Origin of the sequence: Agromyces sp. SYSU T00194 (assembly GCF_040496035.1) — a bacterium.
Lineage (GTDB): Bacteria > Actinomycetota > Actinomycetes > Actinomycetales > Microbacteriaceae > Agromyces > Agromyces chitinivorans.
Genome location: NZ_JBEPJZ010000001.1, coordinates 1,608,375 through 1,626,636 on the forward strand (window position 1 = coordinate 1,608,375; position 18,262 = coordinate 1,626,636).

At 72.4% G+C, this 18,262-nt stretch carries 16 protein-coding genes; 6 read left to right on the forward strand and 10 right to left on the reverse strand.

The window, feature by feature from the left end; translation table 11 throughout:
• Window positions 1–40: 40 nt before the first annotated feature.
• Together ABZK10_RS07420 and ABZK10_RS07425 are read right to left on the reverse strand one after the other, a co-directional pair.
• Entirely contained in the window at window positions 41–1,450 is a 1,410-nt protein-coding gene (locus ABZK10_RS07420) for an NAD(P)/FAD-dependent oxidoreductase (RefSeq protein ID WP_353808537.1), read from the reverse strand.
• Window positions 1,447–2,763 (reverse strand): glycosyltransferase, encoded by a 1,317-nt coding sequence (locus ABZK10_RS07425; RefSeq protein WP_353808538.1) that lies wholly within the window; start codon window positions 2,761–2,763, stop codon window positions 1,447–1,449. Before ABZK10_RS07425 ends, ABZK10_RS07420 begins: the two co-directional genes overlap by 4 nt.
• Before the next feature lie 133 nt (window positions 2,764–2,896).
• Here ABZK10_RS07425 and ABZK10_RS07430 point away from each other — a divergent pair, with 133 nt between their 5' ends.
• A complete protein-coding gene (locus ABZK10_RS07430) occupies window positions 2,897–3,508 on the forward strand; it encodes a TetR/AcrR family transcriptional regulator (protein ID WP_353808539.1) in 612 nt (203 codons plus the stop codon).
• On the opposite strand, the gene ABZK10_RS07435 is transcribed toward ABZK10_RS07430, so the two are convergent.
• From ABZK10_RS07435 to ABZK10_RS07450, 4 genes are read right to left on the reverse strand one after another with little or no spacing between them, the layout of a single operon-like run.
• Window positions 3,487–4,638, reverse strand: a complete 1,152-nt coding sequence (locus tag ABZK10_RS07435; protein ID WP_353808540.1) for an ABC transporter ATP-binding protein — start codon at window positions 4,636–4,638, stop codon at window positions 3,487–3,489. The two genes, ABZK10_RS07430 and ABZK10_RS07435, sit on opposite strands and share 22 nt — an antisense overlap.
• Window positions 4,635–5,432: an ABC transporter permease gene (locus tag ABZK10_RS07440; RefSeq protein WP_353808541.1), complete on the reverse strand. Its 798-nt coding sequence runs from the start codon at window positions 5,430–5,432 to the stop codon at window positions 4,635–4,637. Before ABZK10_RS07440 ends, ABZK10_RS07435 begins: the two co-directional genes overlap by 4 nt.
• Window positions 5,425–6,327: an ABC transporter permease gene (locus tag ABZK10_RS07445; RefSeq protein ID WP_353808542.1), complete on the reverse strand. Its 903-nt coding sequence runs from the start codon at window positions 6,325–6,327 to the stop codon at window positions 5,425–5,427. The genes ABZK10_RS07440 and ABZK10_RS07445 overlap by 8 nt, the downstream gene beginning before the upstream one ends.
• A 5-nt stretch (window positions 6,328–6,332) precedes the next feature.
• Complete coding sequence (locus ABZK10_RS07450) at window positions 6,333–7,433, reverse strand: polyamine ABC transporter substrate-binding protein (protein ID WP_353808543.1); 1,101 nt, start codon at window positions 7,431–7,433, stop codon at window positions 6,333–6,335.
• A gap of 119 nt (window positions 7,434–7,552) precedes the next feature.
• Between ABZK10_RS07450 and ABZK10_RS07455 the strand changes: the two genes are divergently transcribed.
• Together ABZK10_RS07455 and ABZK10_RS07460 are read left to right on the forward strand one after the other, a co-directional pair.
• The gene (locus tag ABZK10_RS07455) at window positions 7,553–8,725 is read left to right on the forward strand and encodes a hypothetical protein (RefSeq protein WP_353808544.1); all 1,173 of its coding nucleotides are present in this window, start codon (window positions 7,553–7,555) and stop codon (window positions 8,723–8,725) included.
• Complete coding sequence (locus ABZK10_RS07460) at window positions 8,689–9,660, forward strand: SIS domain-containing protein (RefSeq protein ID WP_353808545.1); 972 nt, start codon at window positions 8,689–8,691, stop codon at window positions 9,658–9,660. Before ABZK10_RS07455 ends, ABZK10_RS07460 begins: the two co-directional genes overlap by 37 nt.
• 19 nt (window positions 9,661–9,679) lie before the next feature.
• On the opposite strand, the gene ABZK10_RS07465 is transcribed toward ABZK10_RS07460, so the two are convergent.
• Complete coding sequence (locus ABZK10_RS07465) at window positions 9,680–10,333, reverse strand: TetR/AcrR family transcriptional regulator (protein ID WP_353808546.1); 654 nt, start codon at window positions 10,331–10,333, stop codon at window positions 9,680–9,682.
• A gap of 129 nt (window positions 10,334–10,462) precedes the next feature.
• On the opposite strand from ABZK10_RS07465, the gene ABZK10_RS07470 reads away from it, so the two are divergent.
• The gene (locus tag ABZK10_RS07470) at window positions 10,463–11,971 is read left to right on the forward strand and encodes an MFS transporter (RefSeq protein WP_353808547.1); all 1,509 of its coding nucleotides are present in this window, start codon (window positions 10,463–10,465) and stop codon (window positions 11,969–11,971) included.
• A 93-nt stretch (window positions 11,972–12,064) separates the two neighbouring features.
• On the opposite strand, the gene ABZK10_RS07475 is transcribed toward ABZK10_RS07470, so the two are convergent.
• Together ABZK10_RS07475 and ABZK10_RS07480 are read right to left on the reverse strand one after the other, a co-directional pair.
• Complete coding sequence (locus ABZK10_RS07475) at window positions 12,065–13,306, reverse strand: RCC1 domain-containing protein (RefSeq protein ID WP_353808548.1); 1,242 nt, start codon at window positions 13,304–13,306, stop codon at window positions 12,065–12,067.
• An 87-nt stretch (window positions 13,307–13,393) separates the two neighbouring features.
• On the reverse strand, window positions 13,394–15,124 hold the full coding sequence (locus ABZK10_RS07480; RefSeq protein ID WP_353808549.1) for an MDR family MFS transporter: 1,731 nt from the start codon (window positions 15,122–15,124) through the stop codon (window positions 13,394–13,396).
• Window positions 15,125–15,219: 95 nt separating this feature from the next.
• Here ABZK10_RS07480 and ABZK10_RS07485 point away from each other — a divergent pair, with 95 nt between their 5' ends.
• Window positions 15,220–16,305, forward strand: a complete 1,086-nt coding sequence (locus ABZK10_RS07485; RefSeq protein ID WP_353808550.1) for a DNA glycosylase AlkZ-like family protein — start codon at window positions 15,220–15,222, stop codon at window positions 16,303–16,305.
• A gap of 40 nt (window positions 16,306–16,345) precedes the next feature.
• Here ABZK10_RS07485 and ABZK10_RS07490 read toward each other — a convergent pair whose 3' ends face one another.
• Window positions 16,346–17,200 (reverse strand): PhzF family phenazine biosynthesis protein, encoded by an 855-nt coding sequence (locus ABZK10_RS07490; protein WP_353808551.1) that lies wholly within the window; start codon window positions 17,198–17,200, stop codon window positions 16,346–16,348.
• 91 nt (window positions 17,201–17,291) lie between these two features.
• On the opposite strand from ABZK10_RS07490, the gene ABZK10_RS07495 reads away from it, so the two are divergent.
• On the forward strand, window positions 17,292–18,122 hold the full coding sequence (locus ABZK10_RS07495) for a hypothetical protein (protein WP_353808552.1): 831 nt from the start codon (window positions 17,292–17,294) through the stop codon (window positions 18,120–18,122).
• Window positions 18,123–18,262: the final 140 nt, after the last annotated feature.

Here is an 18,262-nt window from a genome sequence, read left to right on the forward strand (position 1 = left end):
CCGCGGGGCCGGGGTGGTGCGTCGTGCCGGCGCCGCCGGCTCAGGAGTTGAAGCCGAGACCGAACCGGTCGAGCGTGCGCAGCCAGAGGTTGCGCCGGCCCCGGTGGGCGTCGGCCGCGAGGATCGAGTGGCGGGTGTACTGGATGATCGGGTTGCGGAACGGCTCGGGCGGAATGGGGAACGGGCGCCGACGCACGATGTCGTAGCGCAGGCGCGAGGTGGGCTCGCCCGACAGCAGGTCGAGCGCGACGTCGGCGGAGAACCGCGAGGCGCCCACGCCGAGGCCGGTGTGCCCGACCGCGTAGGCGACGCGCCCGCCGCGGGCGGTGCCGTAGGCGGCGGTGAAGCGCGTTGTCGAGTCGATCGGCCCGGCCCAGCGGTGCGTGAACCGCAGCCCCTCGAGCTGCGGGAAGGTCTCGAGGAAGTGCCGGGCGAGCAGCTCGTGCGACGAGTCGCGCTGCTCGAGGCTCGGGTCGACCCTGCCGCCGCGGTAGTACACCGCGTCCCACCCGCCGAACAGCACGCGCCCGTCGGCGGTCGGGCGGTAGTAGTGGAACTGGTTGCCCGCGTCGGTGAGGCCCTGGCCCTCGGCCCAGCCGATCGACTCGCGCTGCGCGGCGGTCAGCGGCTCGGTCATGAGCACGTGGTCGTAGAGCGGCATGATGTACGACCCGAGGCGCTTGAGCGGACCCGGGTAGGCGGCCGTCGCGACCACCGCGTGGCGGGCGTCGACGTGGCCCGCGGGGGTGGTGACCCGCACGCCGGCACCGTGCGTCTCGATGCCCGTCGCCGGCGACGCGTCGAAGATGCGCACGCCGCGCCGCTCGAGGTCGGCGGCCATGCCCCAGGCGAGGCGCGCGGGGTCGACGAGCACCGTGCCGGTGCGGTCGCGCAGGCCGCCGAGGTAGGTCGGCGAGTGCACGTCGGCCTGCACCTCGTCGCGCGACTGCAGCTCCAGCTCGACGCCGTGCCGGGCCCCGAGCTCGTGCGCCTCGCGCAGCCCGGCGAGCTGCCAGTCCTCGACGGCGAGGGTCGTCTTGCCCGAGCGCCGCAGGTCGCAGTCGATGCCCGCGCCCTCGATCGTCTCGACGAGCTCGGCGAGGTTGCGGTCGCCCTCCTCGGCGAGCGCGCCGACCTGGTCGGGCCAGATCGCCGTGCCGTGGGTGAGGCCGTGCGTGAGCGAGGCCGCGACGAACCCGCCGTTGCGGCCGGTCGCACCGTACGCGACCGACTCGGCGTCGATGACGACGACGGATGCCGCGGGGTCGCGCTCGAGCGCGCGCCACGCCGTCCACAGCCCCGTGAACCCGGCGCCGATGACCACCAGGTCGGCCTCCGCGCCGCCCGCGAGCGGCGCACGCGCGGCCGGCGCGTCGTCACGATCGAGCCAGTACGGGCGCGGTGCGGCGTCGCGCAGGGCGTCGGCCGCGGCATCCGTCGTCGTGCTCACGCGTGTTCCCGTACCGAGGCGCGTTCGATCACGTCGGCGGCGGCGGAGAGGCCGCCGCGCGAGCGGATGGACTCGCCGACGGCGACGATACGCGCGCGCAGTTCGGCGTCGTCGAGCAGGCGCCGCACCGTGCCCTGCAGCTCCTCCGGGGTGAAGCGGTACGGGTCGAGGCGCACGCCGTAGCCCTGCTCGTCGACGCGCTGCGCGTTGTCGTACTGGTCCCAGAACAGCGGCAGCACGATCATCGGCTTGCCGAAGTGCAGCGACTCGGTCGTGGTGTTGTTGCCGCCGTGGGTGATCACGAGGTCGGCGAGCGGCAGCAGCTTCGTCTGCGGCAGGAACTCGGCGCCCCACATGTTGTCGGCGAGCTCGAGCTCGTCGTGCAGCGGGCCCTTCGACACGATGACGTTGACCGGCATGTCGGCGAGCGCGGCGATCACGCGGCGCATGAGGCCCACGTCGGCCGAGCCGAGCGACCCGAGGCTGAAGTAGATGAGCGGGCGGGTGCCGTCGGTGAACGAGGCGGGCAGGTCGACCGGCGCCTGCTCGGTCTCGCGCACCGAGGAGTCGAGGCGGTGCCAGTGGTCGCCGAGCGGGCGCACGTCGGTGTAGTCGAGCTCCTCGGGGTAGACGTAGAGGTTCTCGTCGCCGTCGTGGATGAACTCGAGGTCGGGCAGCGGGGGAGCGCCCTGCTCCTGCACCCAGGCGTCGAACTCCTGCCACAGGGGGCGGTGGGTGCGCTCGTACTCGGCGCGGAACGCGGCCCAGCCCTCGGCGTCGTCCTTCGCGAGGCCCGAGAACACCGGTGCGATGCCCTCGCCCGGCACCTCGAGCGGGTTGCACGAGACGATGCGCACGAACGGCACGCCCGCCGTGACGAGCGCCGGGAAGGCGAGCACGTTGTCCTCGATGATGACGTCGGGCTGCACGCGCGCGATGATGTCCTTCAGCTGCGGCTCGCAGAACTTCGCGCCGCCCACGAGCTCCTCCCAGATGGGCAGGGTCACGGTCTCGAGCTGCTCGGTGGTGGTCTTCCGGAACTCGGGGGAGACCTCCTTGATGTAGTCCTTCCAGAACTGGCCGGCGTCCTGCTCGGCAGCCTCCTCGCCCTCGGCCGGCTCCTCGACCGGGGCGAGGTCGACGAGGTCCTCCTCGAAGCCCAGCGCGGTGAGCTTGCCCTCCCACGAGCGCTCGGCGGCGAACACCACGCGGTGCCCCCGCTTCAGCAGCTCATTGCCGATGCCGATGCAGTTGTTCGTGGGGCCGTAGGCACTCTCGGGCATGAACAGGAAGGTGCGGCGTGCGTCGGTCATGGCGACTCCGTTCGTGGATTTACTGAATGCGGATGGAGGGATCTTGGTTCCGAGGAAGTCTCGTGAATTATGGCCACAGGGCCGGAGAACTGTGACACGATGCAGGGAATCTGTTCCAGCGGGAGGGAGCCCCATGGCGAGGCCGAAGCGTCAGGAGGAGCGGCGCAGCCAGTTGGTCGCCGCGGCCCAGCGGGCGATCGCGGCGCACGGCCCCGACGGCGCGCGACTGAACCGCGTGGCGGAGGAGGCGGGGCTCACGTCGGGCGCGGTGCTCTACTACTACCCCGACGTCGACGAGCTCATGTTCGAGGCGAACCGCGCCGGCATGGAGCGCTTCTACGAGGGCCGCGTCCGCATGCTCGAGCAGCTCGACGACGACCCCGTGGTGCGCCTGCTCGCCCTGGCGAAGTCCGGACTGCCGAGCGGACCCGACGACACCGAGGTGCGCCTGCTCTGCGAGCTCGGCGGCTCGGCCGGCCGCAACCCGCTCATGGCCTCGCTGCTGACCACCCTCTACGACCGGCAGGTCGGCATGTACCAGGTCGTGCTCGAGCAGGGGTCCGCGCGCGGCATCTTCACCCTCGGGCAGCCGTCGCTCACGATCGCACGCAACCTGGTCGCCCTCGAGGACGCCTACGGCTACCGCATCAATGCGAAGCATCCGACCATCGACCACGACGCCGCACTCGAGCTCATCGTGTCGTACGCCAGGCTCGCCACGGGTCATGCGCTGACCTCGGCCTGAGCGCCGGACGCGCCGGCGTCGTCGGCAGGGGCGGTGGCGGATGCCGCTGCGTCGCCGGCCTCGGAGCCCGAACCCTCCGAGCCGTCGCGCGCGACCGCGGTCGCCCGGGCGAACCGGATGCCCACCTCGTCGCCGCGCGCGAGTCGGCTCGCCCCGTGCACGGATGCGAGGATCGGCGCGTCGAGCCCGGCCACCTCGACCGAGATGGTGGAGGCGCCGCCGAGGAAGTACGTGTCGACGATCGTGCCGCGCAGGGTCGCCGTGGCGGCATCCGTCGTCAACTCGACGTCCTCGGGGCGCACCACCGCGGTCGCGGCCGCGCCGTGCGCGAGACCGTGCGTGTCGACCGGCACGACGCCGACGCCGGGTACGTCGACGCCGCCTGCGACGGCGATGCCGTCGAACAGGTTCGTGCTGCCGATGAACGACGCGACGAACCGGGTCGCGGGCGCCGAGTAGAGCTCCTGCGGCGTGGCGAGCTGCTCGAGCCGCCCATCGCGCAGCACCGCGATGCGGTCGGCCATCGACATGGCCTCCTCCTGGTCGTGGGTCACGACCACGAAGGTGAGGCCCACCTCGTGCTGCAGGCGCTTCAGCTCGAGCTGCATCGACGCGCGCACCTGGCGGTCGAGCGCCGAGAGCGGCTCGTCGAGCAGCAGCAGACGGGGGCGCTTCACGATCGCGCGCGCGAGGGCCACGCGCTGGCGCTGGCCGCCCGAGAGCTGCGAGGGCCGGCGCTTCGCGAGCGCCTGCAGCCCGACGACCTCCATGACCTCGCCGACGCGGGTGCGCACTTCGTCGCGCCCGAGCCCCTCCGACTCGAGGCCGTAGGCGATGTTCTTCTCCACGCTCAGGTGGGGGAAGAGCGCGTAGCTCTGGAACATCATGTTGACCGGTCGCCGGTGCGCCGGCATGCCGAGCAGGTCGTCGCCGTCGAGTTCGATGCGTCCCGACTGCGGGGTCTCGAACCCGGCGATCGAACGCAGCAGGGTCGTCTTGCCGCAGCCCGACGGGCCGAGCAGTGCGAAGAACTCGTTGTCGGCGATGTCGAGCGAGATGTCGTGCAGGGCGACGGTGTCGCCGTAGACGGCGTGCACGCCGTCGATGCGGAGCAGGGGGGACTGGCTCATCGTGCGGATCCTGTCAGTCGGGTCAGGCGCTGCGCCGCGATCACCGTGACGATGCTCACGAGCAGCAGGATGCTGGCGAGGGCGTTCACCTCGGGCGTGACCCCGAAGCGCACCATGGAGTAGATGACGATCGGCAGCGTGGGCTGGGTCGGCGCCGTGGTGAAGAACGCGATCACGAACTCGTCGAGCGAGAGCGTGAACGCGAGCAGGGCGCCCGCGACGATGCCGGGGGCGAGCTGCGGCAGGGTGACCCGCACGAAGGTGCGCACCGGGCCCGCGCCGAGGTCGCGCGACGCCTCCTCGAGGCTCGGGTCGAGGTTCGCCATGCGCGCGAGCACGATCGCCGTGACGAACGCGGTCGCGAACACGCCGTGCGCGATGACCACCGAGTGCAGGCCGAGCGTGAACGAGATCAGCGAGAAGAAGGTCAGCAGGCCGATGCCGAGCAGCAGGTCGGGCATGATCGCCGGGGCGATCGCGAACGCCCGCACGAGGCCGCCGCGCGTGTAGTGCTGGATGCCGTACGCGAGCAGCGTGCCGAGCACGGTCGCGATGGCGGTCGCGCCGGTGGCCACGATGAGCGTGTTCACGAGCCCCTGCATGAGCGCCTCGTTCGCGAACAGCTCGGGGTACCAGCGCAGCGAGAACCCGCGCCAGACGAACAGGTTCGACGAGTCGTTGAAGCTCATGACCACGACGACGAGGATCGGCAGGTAGAGGAAGACGTAGCCGAGCCACAGGGGCACGAGGATGCCGCGGGGCCGACGTGCAACCGATGCACTGCGCTCAGCCACGGCGCGGTCCTTCCGTGATGCGGCGCGAGACGGCGGCCTGCGCGACGATGACGAGCACGAGCAGGAAGGTGAGCAGCAGCGCGAGCGTGGCGCCGAACGGCCAGTCGCGGGCCTCGAAGAACTGGTCGCGCACGAGGTTGCCGATCATGATCGTCTTGCCGCCGCCGATGAGCTCGGGGATCACGAAGTTCGACATGGCCGGCACGAAGACGAAGATGCTCCCGGTGAGTGCGCCGGGGATCGACAGCGGCAGGGTGATGGTGCGGAACGCCCGCCACGGGCTCGCGCCGAGGTTGGTCGCGGCCTCGCGCAGCGACGGGTCGAGCTGCTGGAGCGAGGCGTAGAGCGGCAGCACCATGAGCGGCAGGTACATGTAGAGGAGGCCGACCACGATCGCCTGCGGCGTGTACAGCATGCGGATCGGCTCGTCGATGAAACCGAGGCCCTGCAGCCACTGGTTGACCCAGCCGGCGCTGTTGAGCAGCAGGATCCAGGCGTAGGTGCGGATCAGGAAGTTGGTCCAGAACGGCAGCACGACCGCGATGAGGGCGACCGTGCGCCACTTCGGCGAGAGCCCGGCGATGGCGTATGCCATCGGGTAGCCGATGAGCAGCGCCAGCACGGTGACGATGAGCGCGAGGCCGATCGACTGCGCGATGACCCCGACGTAGAGCGGCTCGAACAGCTTCGCCCAGTTGTCGAGCGTGGGCTCGAAGACGACGCCGCCGAAGCGGCCGCGCTTGAAGAAGGTGTAGAAGGCGAGCAGCCCGACCGGCACCGCCATGAAGACGATGAGGAAGAGCATGCCCGGCGCCAGGAACGGCGCCGGGGCGAGCCCCCGCCGCACGCGCGAGGCGCGTGCGGCGGGGGCTGCCCGGTGGAGCTGGTCCGTCACGCTGGTCAGTTCGTGGCGAGCACTTCGGCGTTCAGGTCGACGTACTTGACGGTGTCGTCGCCGAGGTCGACGATCACCTCCTGCTCCGTGAGCTCGTCGACGGTGATGCCGAGGGTGGGGTAGGCCTCGACGAGCGACGGGTCGAGCGCGTCCATCGCTGCCTGATTCGGCACCTTGTAGAGGATGTTCTCGGCGACCCAGGTCTGCACCTCGGGGTCGAGGATGTAGTTGATGAAGGCCATGGCGGCCTCCTTGTTCTCCGAGCTCTCGAGCACGGTCATGGTGTCGACCCAGAGGTCGGCGCCCTCGTCGGGCACGACGAACGCGATGTCGGGGTTCTCGGCGATGCCGTAGTTGCACCAGCCGTCCCACGCCTCGACCATCGCGGCCTCACCCGAGACGAGCTTCGAGTAGAAGGTCGTGTCGTCGTAGGCGAGCAGGGTGCCCTTCGTCTCGATGAGCTGCGCCTTCGCCTCCTCGAGCTCGGCGTCGTCGGTCGAGTTGAGCGAGTAGCCGAGCGCCTTCATCGCGGGCATCGAGAGCCAGCGGTCGGTCGAGAGCATCGTGGTCTTGCCGACCAGGTCCTCCGTCGGGTTCAGCAGGTCGTTCCACGAGGTCGGGTCGAAGCCGGTGAGGTCGGGGCGGTAGCAGAGGCCCGTGGTGCCCCAGGCGTAGGGCTCGGAGTAGACGTTGCCCGGGTCGTAGGCGAGCTCGAGCGCCTCGGGGTAGAGGTTCGACTCGTTCGGGATGAGCGACTTGTCGAGCTCGGCCAGGAGGCCCTGCTCACCCAACGCCTGCGCGTACTGGCCCGACATGAACGCCACGTCGATGCCGGGGTCGGAGCTCGCGGTGAGCTTTGCCACGATGTCCTCGTTCGTGGTGTGGTTCACGATCGTGATCTGCACCCCGGTCGCCTCCTCGAACCGCTCGGCGAGGTCCTCCGGGTAGTAGTCGGCCCAGTTCGACACCGTGAGGGTCTGCTGGGTGATGTCGGCGTCGGGGTCGAGCGCCTCCGACTCGCCACCGTCGCTGGAGCACGAGGTGACGGCGAGGGCGAGTGCGAATGATCCGGCTGCTGCGGCCGCGATGCGTCGCGTGGTGCGCATGGGTACCTCCTGGGGCGTGGGAACGGTTGATCGGAATGTTGCACCACGACTGAAGGAACCGCAATGGATCACTGGACACAGTGGAGGAGAGTTTGCGTAATAGTTACAATCGCAATTCAATGAACTCGATGCTCGACGGGGAATCGCCGGCCATCGCCGACCGTGTGCTGACCGTCGGCGAGGGCGGTCGGGTGCGCGTCGACGGGCTTCCGCCGGCGGCCGGCGACGGCGTCGGGCGGGCGCTCGCACGCCTGGTCGTCCCCGAGCTTGCGGCGGATGCCCCGGAGCGGGGCATCGACGTCGACCAGACCAACACCTCGGTCATCGTCGGCGATCGCGTGATCGTGAAGATCGTGGGCGAGTGGGCCGCCGCCGACCGCTCCGCGGTGCTGCTCGAGCGTCTCGCCGCCGCGGACGTCGCCGGCGTCGACCGGCTCCGTGGTCGCGTGCAGTGGCGGCATCCGCAGTTCGGCACCTCGACCCTCGCGATCGTCACCGATTTCCAGGACGGCGTGACCGATGGCTGGACCTGGGCGGTCGGCGACGTGCAGGCCTGCATCGACGGGGGAGTGGAGCCGACCTGGCCCGCGGTGCTCGGCGCGCACACGGCCCGCCTGCACGACGTGCTCGGGGCCGACGCGGCGCCCGCGGAGCGCGATGCGCCCGCCCGCCGCGCCGCCCGTGCGTCGGACGCCCTCGACCGGGCCCTCGCGGCGACGGCCGGCGACGCCGGCGCGCGCCTGTCGAACCGGCGTGAGGCGCTCGCCGGAGGCATCCGCTCGCTCGAGCACACCGCGCCCGGCCGGGAGTTCCCGATCCACGGCGACCTGCATGTCGGGCAAGTGCTCGCCTCGCCCCGCGACGACGGCGATCGCCGGTACACGATCATCGACTTCGACGGCGACCCGCAGCTGAGCGTCGAGGAGCGGGGGCGAGCGGATGCCGCTGCCCGCGACGTGGCCCACCTGCTCGTCTCGCTCGACCTCGTGGCCGCCGTCGCGCAGAAGTACGCGCGCAGGGTCGACGAGGCCGCGTGGGCGTGGGCCGACCGCGCGCGGGCCGCGTTGCTCGACGCGTACCGCGAGACACTGGAGCGGGCGGAGCTGTTCGACGAGGCGCTGCTGCCCGGCTTCGAGGCCGAGCAGCTCGCCGCCGAGCTGCACTACGCCGACCGCTTCCTGCCCGCCTGGCGATACGCGCCGGACGCGGCGATCACCCACCGCTACCCGTCATCGCACGCACACCCGGAGGTCCCGTGGACACCGCCGCCTTTCGCTCCGACCTCGAGCTGATCCCCGAGACGCTCGGCGCGCTCGCCGACGCCGTGGACGCGGGGCTGGACGGGCTCGAGCGCCTGCCGATGCTCGGCGCGTCGCGCGTGCTCGTGCTCGGAATGGGGTCGAGCCGGTACGCCGCCGACGTGGTCGCCCGGCGCTACCGCGCGGTCGGCGCGACCGTGCTGGTCGAGCTCGCGAGCGTCGCGCTGCTGCCGCCGGCCGCGCCGGACCTCGCGGTGGTCGCGGTGTCGGCGACGGGCGGCAGCGTCGAGGTGCTGCGCGCGATCGAGCGGTATCGCGGCACCGGGCGACTCGTCGCCGTCACGAACCGCGGGGACTCCGAGCTCGCCCGCGCGGCCGACGTCGTGGTGCCGCTGCACGCCGGCGTCGAGGCATCCGGTGTCGCCTGCCGCACCTTCCGCGCCACGTTCGCGGTGCTCGACCAGGTGCTCGCCGAGCTGCTCGGCACGTCGCCCGAGGCGCGGTTCGACCCGGCCGCCCTGCGCACCGCCGCGGCGACGAGCGCGCACCTGCTCGAGGCATCCGCCGACTGGCTCGCACCCATGGCCGACCTGCTCGCCGGGCCCATGGGCACGTGGGCCCTCGCGCCCGCCGAGCGCGCGTCGAGCGCCCAGCAGTCCGCGCTCATGCTGCGCGAGGTGCCGCGCCGCGCGGCCTTCGCCTCGGAGACCGGCGACTGGTCGCACGTCGACGTCTACCTCACGAAGACGCAGGACTACCGGGCGCTCGTGTTCGCCGGCTCCGCGTGGGACGCGCAGGCCCTCGAGTGGATGGCCATGCGCGGCTCGCGGTTCGCGTCGATCGGCCGCGACCTGCCGGGTGCCGAGGCGACGCTGCGCTTCCCGGGCGATGAGGATGACACCGTCGCCGCCCTGTCCGAGGTGCTCGTCGGCGAGCTGGTCGCCGACCACTGGCTGCGACAGGGCTGAGCGACCGGAGCCTGCGGGCTCAGTCGGCGGACGCCTCCGGCGGGGTCAGCCCGACCGCCGGCAGGACGATGCGGTCGATCACGTCGAGCATGAACTCGCGGGTCATCGGCTGCTGGAGCATGAGCACGCGATAGGTGACGAGCGCGGGGCCCAGGATGCTGAGCGTCTCGACGTCGGTGTCGGCCGGGATCTCGCCGCGCTCGATCGCCCGACCGAAGACGATGCGGTTCGCGCCGGCGCGCGGCTCGACCAGGGCGGCGCGGGCGGCCTCGCCGAGCTCGGGCGCCCGGGCGATCATCGACGCGATGCCGGCCATGACCTTGAGCTTCCGCTCGCTGTCCTTGATGGACGGGGTGCGGACCATCGCGACGAGGTCGCCGCGCAGCGTGCCCGTGTCGGGCGGCGACGCGTAGTCGATGTCGGTGGCCTTCATGCATGCCACGGCGTCGATCACGAGTTCGGGCTTCGACGCCCAGCGCCGGTAGAGGGTCGCCTTCCCCGCCTTCGCGCGGGCGGCGACCATGTCGATGGTCATGCCCTCGTAGCCGGTCTCGGCGAGCACGTCGAGCGCCGCCTCGAGGATCTCCGGGTCGCGGGAGTGGTCGCGCTTGCGGCCGAGCTTCGGCTTCGCGGAGGTGTCGGTCGTGGACTCGACCGCGTCGGTCTGCGTCATCGCAGCCGCCTCCCTCCGAGTGCCGTGGTGCGCGTCACCGACGATCCTACGTTCCCGGGACGTGTCGCGCAGGTGAATTCCTGAACCGAGTATATCCGGAACTCCTCAGTACCGTATAGAGTGGCCCGCATGACCTCGAATGCCACAACGCAGGCGCCCGATCGGCGCCGCTGGATCACGCTCGTCGTGGTCGGACTCGCCCAGCTCATGGTCGTGCTCGACGCGACCGTCGTGAACATCGCACTCCCCTCGGCCCAGGCCGACCTCGGCTTCACCGACGGCCAGCGCCAGTGGATCATCACCGCCTACTCGCTCGCCTTCGGCAGCCTGCTGCTGCTCGGCGGCCGGCTCTCCGACCTCATGGGCCGCAAGCTCACTTTCGTCATCGGACTCCTCGGGTTCGCCGCGGCCTCCGCCTTCGGCGGGGCGGCCGACACCTTCGAGCTCCTCGTCGCCGCGCGCGCGCTGCAGGGTGCGTTCGGCGCACTCCTCGCGCCCACCGCGCTCGCGGTGCTCACGACCACCTTCGTCATCCCGCGCGAGCGCGCGCGTGCGTTCGGCGTCTTCGGCGCGATCGCAGGTGCCGGCGGCGCGGTCGGGCTGCTCCTCGGCGGCGTGCTCACCGAGTGGCTCGACTGGCGCTGGAACCTGTACATCAACGTGGTGATCGCCGCGTTCGCCCTGGTCGGCGCCCTCGCCTTCATCCCGCGCGTCGCCCGCACGGGCCCGCGCCCGCAGCTCGACGTGCCCGGCACGCTGCTCGTCTCCTCGGCGCTGTTCGCGCTCGTCTACGGCTTCTCGCACGCCGAGACCGACGGGTGGGACGCGCCGCTGACCTGGGGGATGCTCGGCGCATCCGTCGTGCTGCTCGTCGCGTTCGTGCTCTGGCAGCGTCGCGCGACGCATCCGCTGCTGCCGCTGCCGATCGTGCTCGACCGCAACCGCGGCGCGGCCTACCTCTCGGTGCTGATCGCCGGTGCCGGCATGTTCGGCATCTTCCTGTTCGTCACGTACTACCTGCAGGCGACGCTGGGGTACTCGCCGATCCAGACGGGGCTCGCGTTCCTGCCGATGATCGCGATGCTCGTGCTCGCCGCGCAGCTCGGCACGAACCTCTTCGTCCCGAGGTTCGGCCCGAAGGTGCTGGTGCCGATCGGCATGGCGCTCGGTGCGATCGGCATGTCGGGCCTCACGCTGCTCGACGCCTCGAGCACGTACGCGGCGCACGTGCTGCCGCCGCTCATGGTGATCGGGTTCGCGATGGGCACGATCATGCCCGCCTCCATGCAGACCGCCACCCTGGGGGTCGACCGTCGATTCGCCGGCGTCGCCTCCGCGATGGTGAACACGAGCCAGCAGGTCGGCGGCTCCATCGGCACGGCGCTGCTGAACACGCTCGCCGCGACCGCAACGGCCGACTTCTTGGTCGCGAACGGCCCGGCGACCCCGGAGGTGGGCGTCGACGCGGCACTCGCGGGCTACGCGACGGCGTACTGGTGGGGTGCGGCGTTCTTCGCCGCCGGCGCCGTGATGTCGGCGCTGCTCTTCCGCCGTCGCGGCAGCGGGGCATCGCCCGCGCACCCGGGCGGCGATCCGGACGCACGGGCCGCCGAGCCCGAGCCTGTCGCGGTCGGCTGACCTCCGTCACCTCGCTCGGGTCGTCACGAGCGGTCGCTTCGCCGGTAGTGCGAGCGGCCGTTCGTGACGACTCGCGAGGTCGGTGGCGTCAGGTCAGGTGAGTGCGGCGATCCAGTCGTCGAGGGCCGATCGGGTGATGCCGAATCGGACGTGTCCCTTGCCGAGACCCGCGGCATCGATGATCTGTGTCGCGGAGCAGCCGCCGGTTTCCGAAAGGGTGATGCCGGTGCTGACGCCCTCGGCGTCGACGAAGGTGCCGGTCGCGTCGGCGTAGTAGCGGTTGGGCTTGAGCTGGTCGGGTCGGTCGGCGTCGTCGGCGAGCATCGTGCCGGGGCAGGCGTCCTCGGCGTCGACCACGCCGTCGCCGTCGTCGTCGGCGCTGGGGAGGAGTCCGTACGGGCCGGGCTGGTCGGTGGCCTGCCCGACGCTGTCCCAGCCCCAGCAGTCGGCGGCGCCGGCGGGGGTGAGTCCGCAGGTGTGGAGGCCGCCGGCGGTGAGTTGGGTGTAGGGGCCGGGCTGGTCGTCGGATTGCCCGAAGGAGTTGGAGCCCCAGCATTCGGCGACGCCACCGGGGGTGAGTCCGCAGGTGTGGAGGCCGCCGGCGGTGAGTTGGGTGTACGGGCCGGGCTGGTCGTCGGCCTGCCCGTAGGAGTTGTCGCCCCAGCAGTCAGCGGCACCGTCGGGGGTGAGTCCGCAGGTGTGGAAATCGCCTGCGGTGAGTTGGGTGTAGGGCCCGGTCTGGTCGGTGGCCTGCCCGCTGCTGTCCTGGCCCCAGCAGTCGGCGGCGCCGTCGGGGGTGCGTCCGCAGGTGTGGAGGTAGCCTGCGGTGAGTTGGGTGTAGGGGCCGGTCTGGTCGGTGGCCTGCCCTTCGATGTTGCGGCCCCAGCAGTCGGCGGCGCCGTCGGGGGTGAGTCCGCAGGTGTGGAGTCCACTTGCGGTGAGTTGGGTGTAGGGGCCGGTCTGGTCGGTGGCTCGCCCATCGCCGTTGTAGCCCCAGCAGTCGGCGGCGCCGTCGAGGGTGAGTCCGCAGGTGTGGGCACTGGCTGTGGTGAGTTGGGTGTAGGGGCCGGTCTGGTCGGTGGCCTGCCCTTCGCCGTTGGAGCCCCAGCAGTCGGCGGCGCCGTCGGGGGTGAGGCCGCAGGTGTGGCCGTCGCTCGCAGTGAGCGGGACATCGTCGGTCATCGCGGGCGTCGCCGCGGTCGCGGGTGCCGGTGCCAGCAGCATCAGCAGGACCAGCGCGGCGGCGGCGAGTGCGGCGGGGAGCAGGCGGAGCGAACGGAGCACGGGCATGACGACCTCCACGTCGAGGGCGACGCCGCGGCAGGACGCCGACACGTCACCCTGTCTACTCCCTGGCCGCACCCGCGGGTACCCCCAGAGGTGGTGACGGGCGTCCGGTATGCGGTGCCGGGCGCCCGTGTCCTACGCTCGCGGGTCGCCGTGCGTCTCGACGCCGCCGGTCGCGGCGGACGCCAGCTCGGGGGCATCCGTCTCGCTGCCGTCGACCGCCGCACCGCGGCCGGATGCGCGCGCGGCGCGCTGCTCGGCCTCGAGGCGCTCGGCCTCCTCGCCGCCGATCGCCTCGCCGCGGGCCACCAGGCCGGCGACGTCCGACAGCGGGATCTCCTTGAGGAACAGCGACAGCACGAACGCGATGCCGATGAACGGCAGCACGTACCAGAACACCGGTGCGAGCGCGTCGGCGTAGGCGTTCACGATGCCGTCGCGCACGACCTCCGGCACCTGGTCGAGGGCCTGCGGGTCGAGGGTCGCGGTGGCGTTCGCCGCGTCGGCGCCGGATGCCCCGGCCGACGTGAACACGCCGGTGAGCCCCTCGGTGAGGCGCGTGGTGAAGATCGTGCCGAACACGGCCGTGCCGAGCGCCGCGCCCACCTCGCGGAAGTAGTTGTTCGTGCTGGTCGCCGTGCCGATCTGCGCGGCGGGCACCGCGTTCTGCACGACCAGGATGACGACCTGCATGATGAGGCCGAGCCCCGCGCCGAACACGAACAGGAACACGCAGATGAGCCACACCGGGGTCTCGGCCGTGAGTGTGGTCATCATGGCCAGCGCGAGACCCGTGACGAGCGTGCCGAGGATCGGGTAGAGGCGGTACCTGCCGGTCTTCGTGATGAGCAGGCCCGACGCGATCGACGTGCCCATGAGGCCCGCCATCATCGGCAGCAGGAGCAGGCCCGAGACGGCCGCCGAGGTGCCGGTCGACATCTGCAGGAAGGTCGGGATGAACGCGATCGCCGCGAACATCGCGATGCCGAGCGCCATGCCGATGGCGGTGGCGTTGACGAAGATCGGGTTGCGGAACAGGCCGAGCGGGATGATCGGGTCGGCCGCGCGCGCCTCGGTGAGGATGAACGCGCCGATCGCCAGGAGCATCCCGAGCCCCCAGGCCCAGGTCGCCAGCGAGTCCCAGCCGTGTTCGCCGTCGCCGCCGAACTCGGTGAAGAAGATGAGGCAGGTCGTCGCGGCCGAGAGGAACAGCACGCCGAGGATGTCGATCGGGGCGGTCGCCTGCTTGGCGGGCAGCTTCAGCGCCACGAGCGCGATGACGAACGCCGCGACGCCGATCGGGATGTTGATGGTGAAGGCCCACTGCCAGGTGAGGTGGTCGACGAAGAAGCCGCCGAGCAGCGGACCGGCGACGGCCGAGATGCCGAAGATCGCGCCGAGCGGGCCGAGGTACTTGCCGCGCTCGTTGGCCGGCACGATGTCGGCGATGATCGCCTGCGAGAGGATCATGAGCCCGCCCGCGCCGAGGCCCTGCATGGCGCGGAAGACGACGAACGTCCAGAAGTCGCCCGCGAAGGCGCAGGCGGCGGATGCCACGGTGAACAGCGCGATCGCGACGAGGAACAGGGTGCGCCGTCCGAGCACGTCGCCGAACTTGCCGTAGATCGGCATCACGATCGTGGTCGCGAGCAGGTAGGCCGTGGTGATCCAGACCTGGTGCTCGACGCCGCCGAGTTCGCCGACGATCGTCGGCATCGCGGTCGAGACGATCGTCTGGTCGAGGCTCGCGAGGAACATGCCGGCGATGAGGGCGCCGAAGATGATCCAGATGCGTCGCTGCGTGAGCAGGAACGGGGCGTCGGCGGTGCGGCGGGGTTCCCGCGGGGCGAGGGCGCGATCGGACATGGGGGAAGTGTCGCATTTTCTTGCACTGAGTGCAAATCTGTACCGGATGCACTCACGCGGGCCGGTGCGTCGGAGGCCCGCCCTAGGCTCGGGGCATGCCGGAGACGCTCAGCAGGCAGGAGGCACGGCGCATCGCCGTGCGCGCCCAGTTGCTCGACGAGCCGCGGCCGACCGACCTGCTCGAGACCGTGCGGCACCTCACGCTGCTGCAGGCCGACATGACGGCGGCGATCGCGCCCGCACCCGACCTCATGCTCGGGAGCAGGCTCGGCGGGTACGAGCCCGACGACCTGATCACCGCGCTCGAGGTCGAGCGCGTGCTGGTCGAGCTCGAGGGCATGATCCGCCCGGCGGACGACCTGCGGCTGTACCTCGATCGCATGCGCGCGGCACCCCGCAGCGTGCAGGCGCGCGACTGGATCGAGGACAACGCCGGGTTCCGCGACGACGTGCTCGCGCTGCTCGCCGACGAGGGGCCCCTGACCGCCCGCGAGGTGCCCGACACGAGCGTCGTCGACTGGCCGTCGTCGGGGTGGAACGCGAACCGCAACGCGACCATGATGCTCGAGCTCCTGGAGCGACGCGGCGAGGTCGCCGTGTCGAGCCGCCGCGGCGCGACCCGCGTCTGGGACCTCGCCGAGCGCGTGCACCCGGCGGGCATCGAGCCGCTGCCCGAGGCCGAGGCGTTCGCCGAGCGCAACCGACGTCGGCTGCGCTCGCTCGGCGTGATGCGGGTCGGGGCGTACGGGTCCCCCGGCGAGCCGCTCGACGTGGGCGACGAAGGCGAGGAGGTGCGCATCGAGGGCGTGCGCGGCAGGTGGCGGGTCGATCCCATCGTGCGGGCGTCGCTCGCGGAGCATCCGCTCGCCGCACGCACCGTGCTGTTGTCACCGTTCGACCGCCTCGTGCAGGACCGCAAGCGGGCCGAGGCGCTGTTCGGATTCGAGTTCGCGCTCGGCATGTACACGCCGAAGCACAAGCGGCGCTGGGGGTACTTCCCGCTGCCGATCCTGCACGGCGACCGCCTCGTCGGGAAGCTCGACGCGACGGCCGACCGCGCCGCGGGGGTGCTGCGCGTGCACGCCGTGCACGAGGACGAGCCGTTCGACCGCGGGCTCGCGGCCGCCGTCGACGCCGAGGTCGACGCCCTCGCCGCCTGGCTCGAGCTCCGTCGGGCCTGAGCCGACGACGCCCGGGCGGCCCGCGCCGCCGGGTCGGCCGTCAGGGCGACGGGATCGGCACCGCCGCGCCGGTCACCGTGATGCCGCCGCGGTGCGGCACGTGCACCCGCAGCAGGCTCGGCCGGCCGACGTGACGTCCCTGGTGCACGCGCAGGTCGGCGGGCGGCGCCACCGCGTCCGTCTCGCGCAGGTACGCGCCGAGTGCCGCGGCCGCGGCGCCGGTCGCCGGGTCCTCGACGATCGCGCCGACCGGGAACGGGTTGCGCACCTCGAAGGCGTCGGGCGTGCGCCGGTGCACCACGGTCACGGTCGCGGGCCAGCCCTGCGCGTCCATCAGCCGCCGCAGCGCCGCCGGGTCGAACGCGACCCGGTCGAGCGCGGCCACGTCGGCGACTGCGACGATCGGGTGCCGGTTGCCCGCGAACGCGATGCGCGGCGGCAGTGCGTCGTCCAGGTCTGCGGCGTCGAGGCCGAGCACCGCGAGCAGCTCCCGCAGCACCTCCGGGTCGAGCGGTTCGACGGCGGGCTCCACGCTCGTGAACGACGCCTCGACCCCGTGCGCGCCGGCAGCGGTGTCGATCACGACGTCGCCGACGGGGGTCGCGAAGGTGAGCCGCCCCGGTCCGCGGCGCTCGGCGAGGGCGACGGCCGTGGCGACCGTCGCATGCCCGCAGAACGGCACCTCGGCCAGGGGCGAGAAGTAGCGGATGCCGCAGGCCAGCCCGGCGCCGTCGGCGCGCGCGTCCGTGACGAACGCGGTCTCCGCGTAGCCGACCTCGGCGGCGATGCGCTGCATCGCGTCGTCGTCCAGCCCGCCGGCGTCGAGCACCACGCCCGCGGGGTTGCCGCCCGCCGGGTCGGTCGTGAACGCGGACAGGCGCAGGACCTCGGTCATGCGCCGAGCGTAGCCCCGCCCGAGCCCGCCGACACCGGGCCAATCGTCGACGACTGGCCCGCGCGCGGCCGAGGCGGCGTAGCGTGGCGGCATGGCCGCCGACGACGACGCACGACTCGCCGCACTGCGGGAGGCGGTCTACGGGCGGCGCGGCAGCACGGTCGGCCCCGCCGCCGAGGAGCTCGCAGCCCTCGAGCGCGCCCGTGCGTTCGCCGCGGCCCGCGCGGAGGCCTCCGGCGCGTCCGAGCAGGGTGCGGGCCCCGACCTCGGCGCATCCGTCGCCGTCGCCGAGCAGGCCGCGTCTCCGGCCGACGGTGCCGGCGGCGCGGCGAGCGGGGCGCCCCGGCCCGCGGGGGTGCCCGGGGGCGATGCGCGGTCGCGCGGGCGACTCGGCCGTGCGCTCCGCCGCCATCCGCAGGCCCTGGCGCTCGCCGGTGCGGCCGCCCTCGTGCTCGCCGTCGCCGTCGTCGCGTGGGCGGCCGGCGTGCGCACCGTCACCGCCCAGCCCACGGGCCTCGACGTGTTCGAGCGCCCCCAGGAGCCCGCGGACCTCGCGGGCGCCCACCCCGCGTACGCCGACCCCGCCGACGAGTCGTTCCGGCTGCTCGACGACGTGCTCGGGTGGTCGTTCTTCGCCGCACGCACCGACGAGGGCGCCGTCTGCCTCGCCCGCTCCGCCCCCGACCAGGCGGTGCCGTACGCCATCCGCTGCACCGACGAGGCGGCGTTCCGCGCCGAGGGCGTCGTCGACTGGCTCCGGGTCGACGAGGTGCCGCCCGCGGAGCGCCCGGAGGGCATGACGTACCGCGACGCCGTCGAGGTGCGCTGGGCACCCGGCACGACGCTCACGTGGACGCTCGTGCCGGCGACCGAGGCCGAGCGCCGCCAGCGCATCGGGGTCGGCGTGATCCCGGTGCCCTGAGCACCTGGTCGCCCCACCGCATCCGCATCGTGACGCCCGATGACGCGCCACGCCGGCCGCCACGCGTTCACCTCGCGTTCGGGTCGGTGTGATGCGCTAGAGTCCCTGTCCGGCGGCGACGGTGCCGCAACCACTTGATC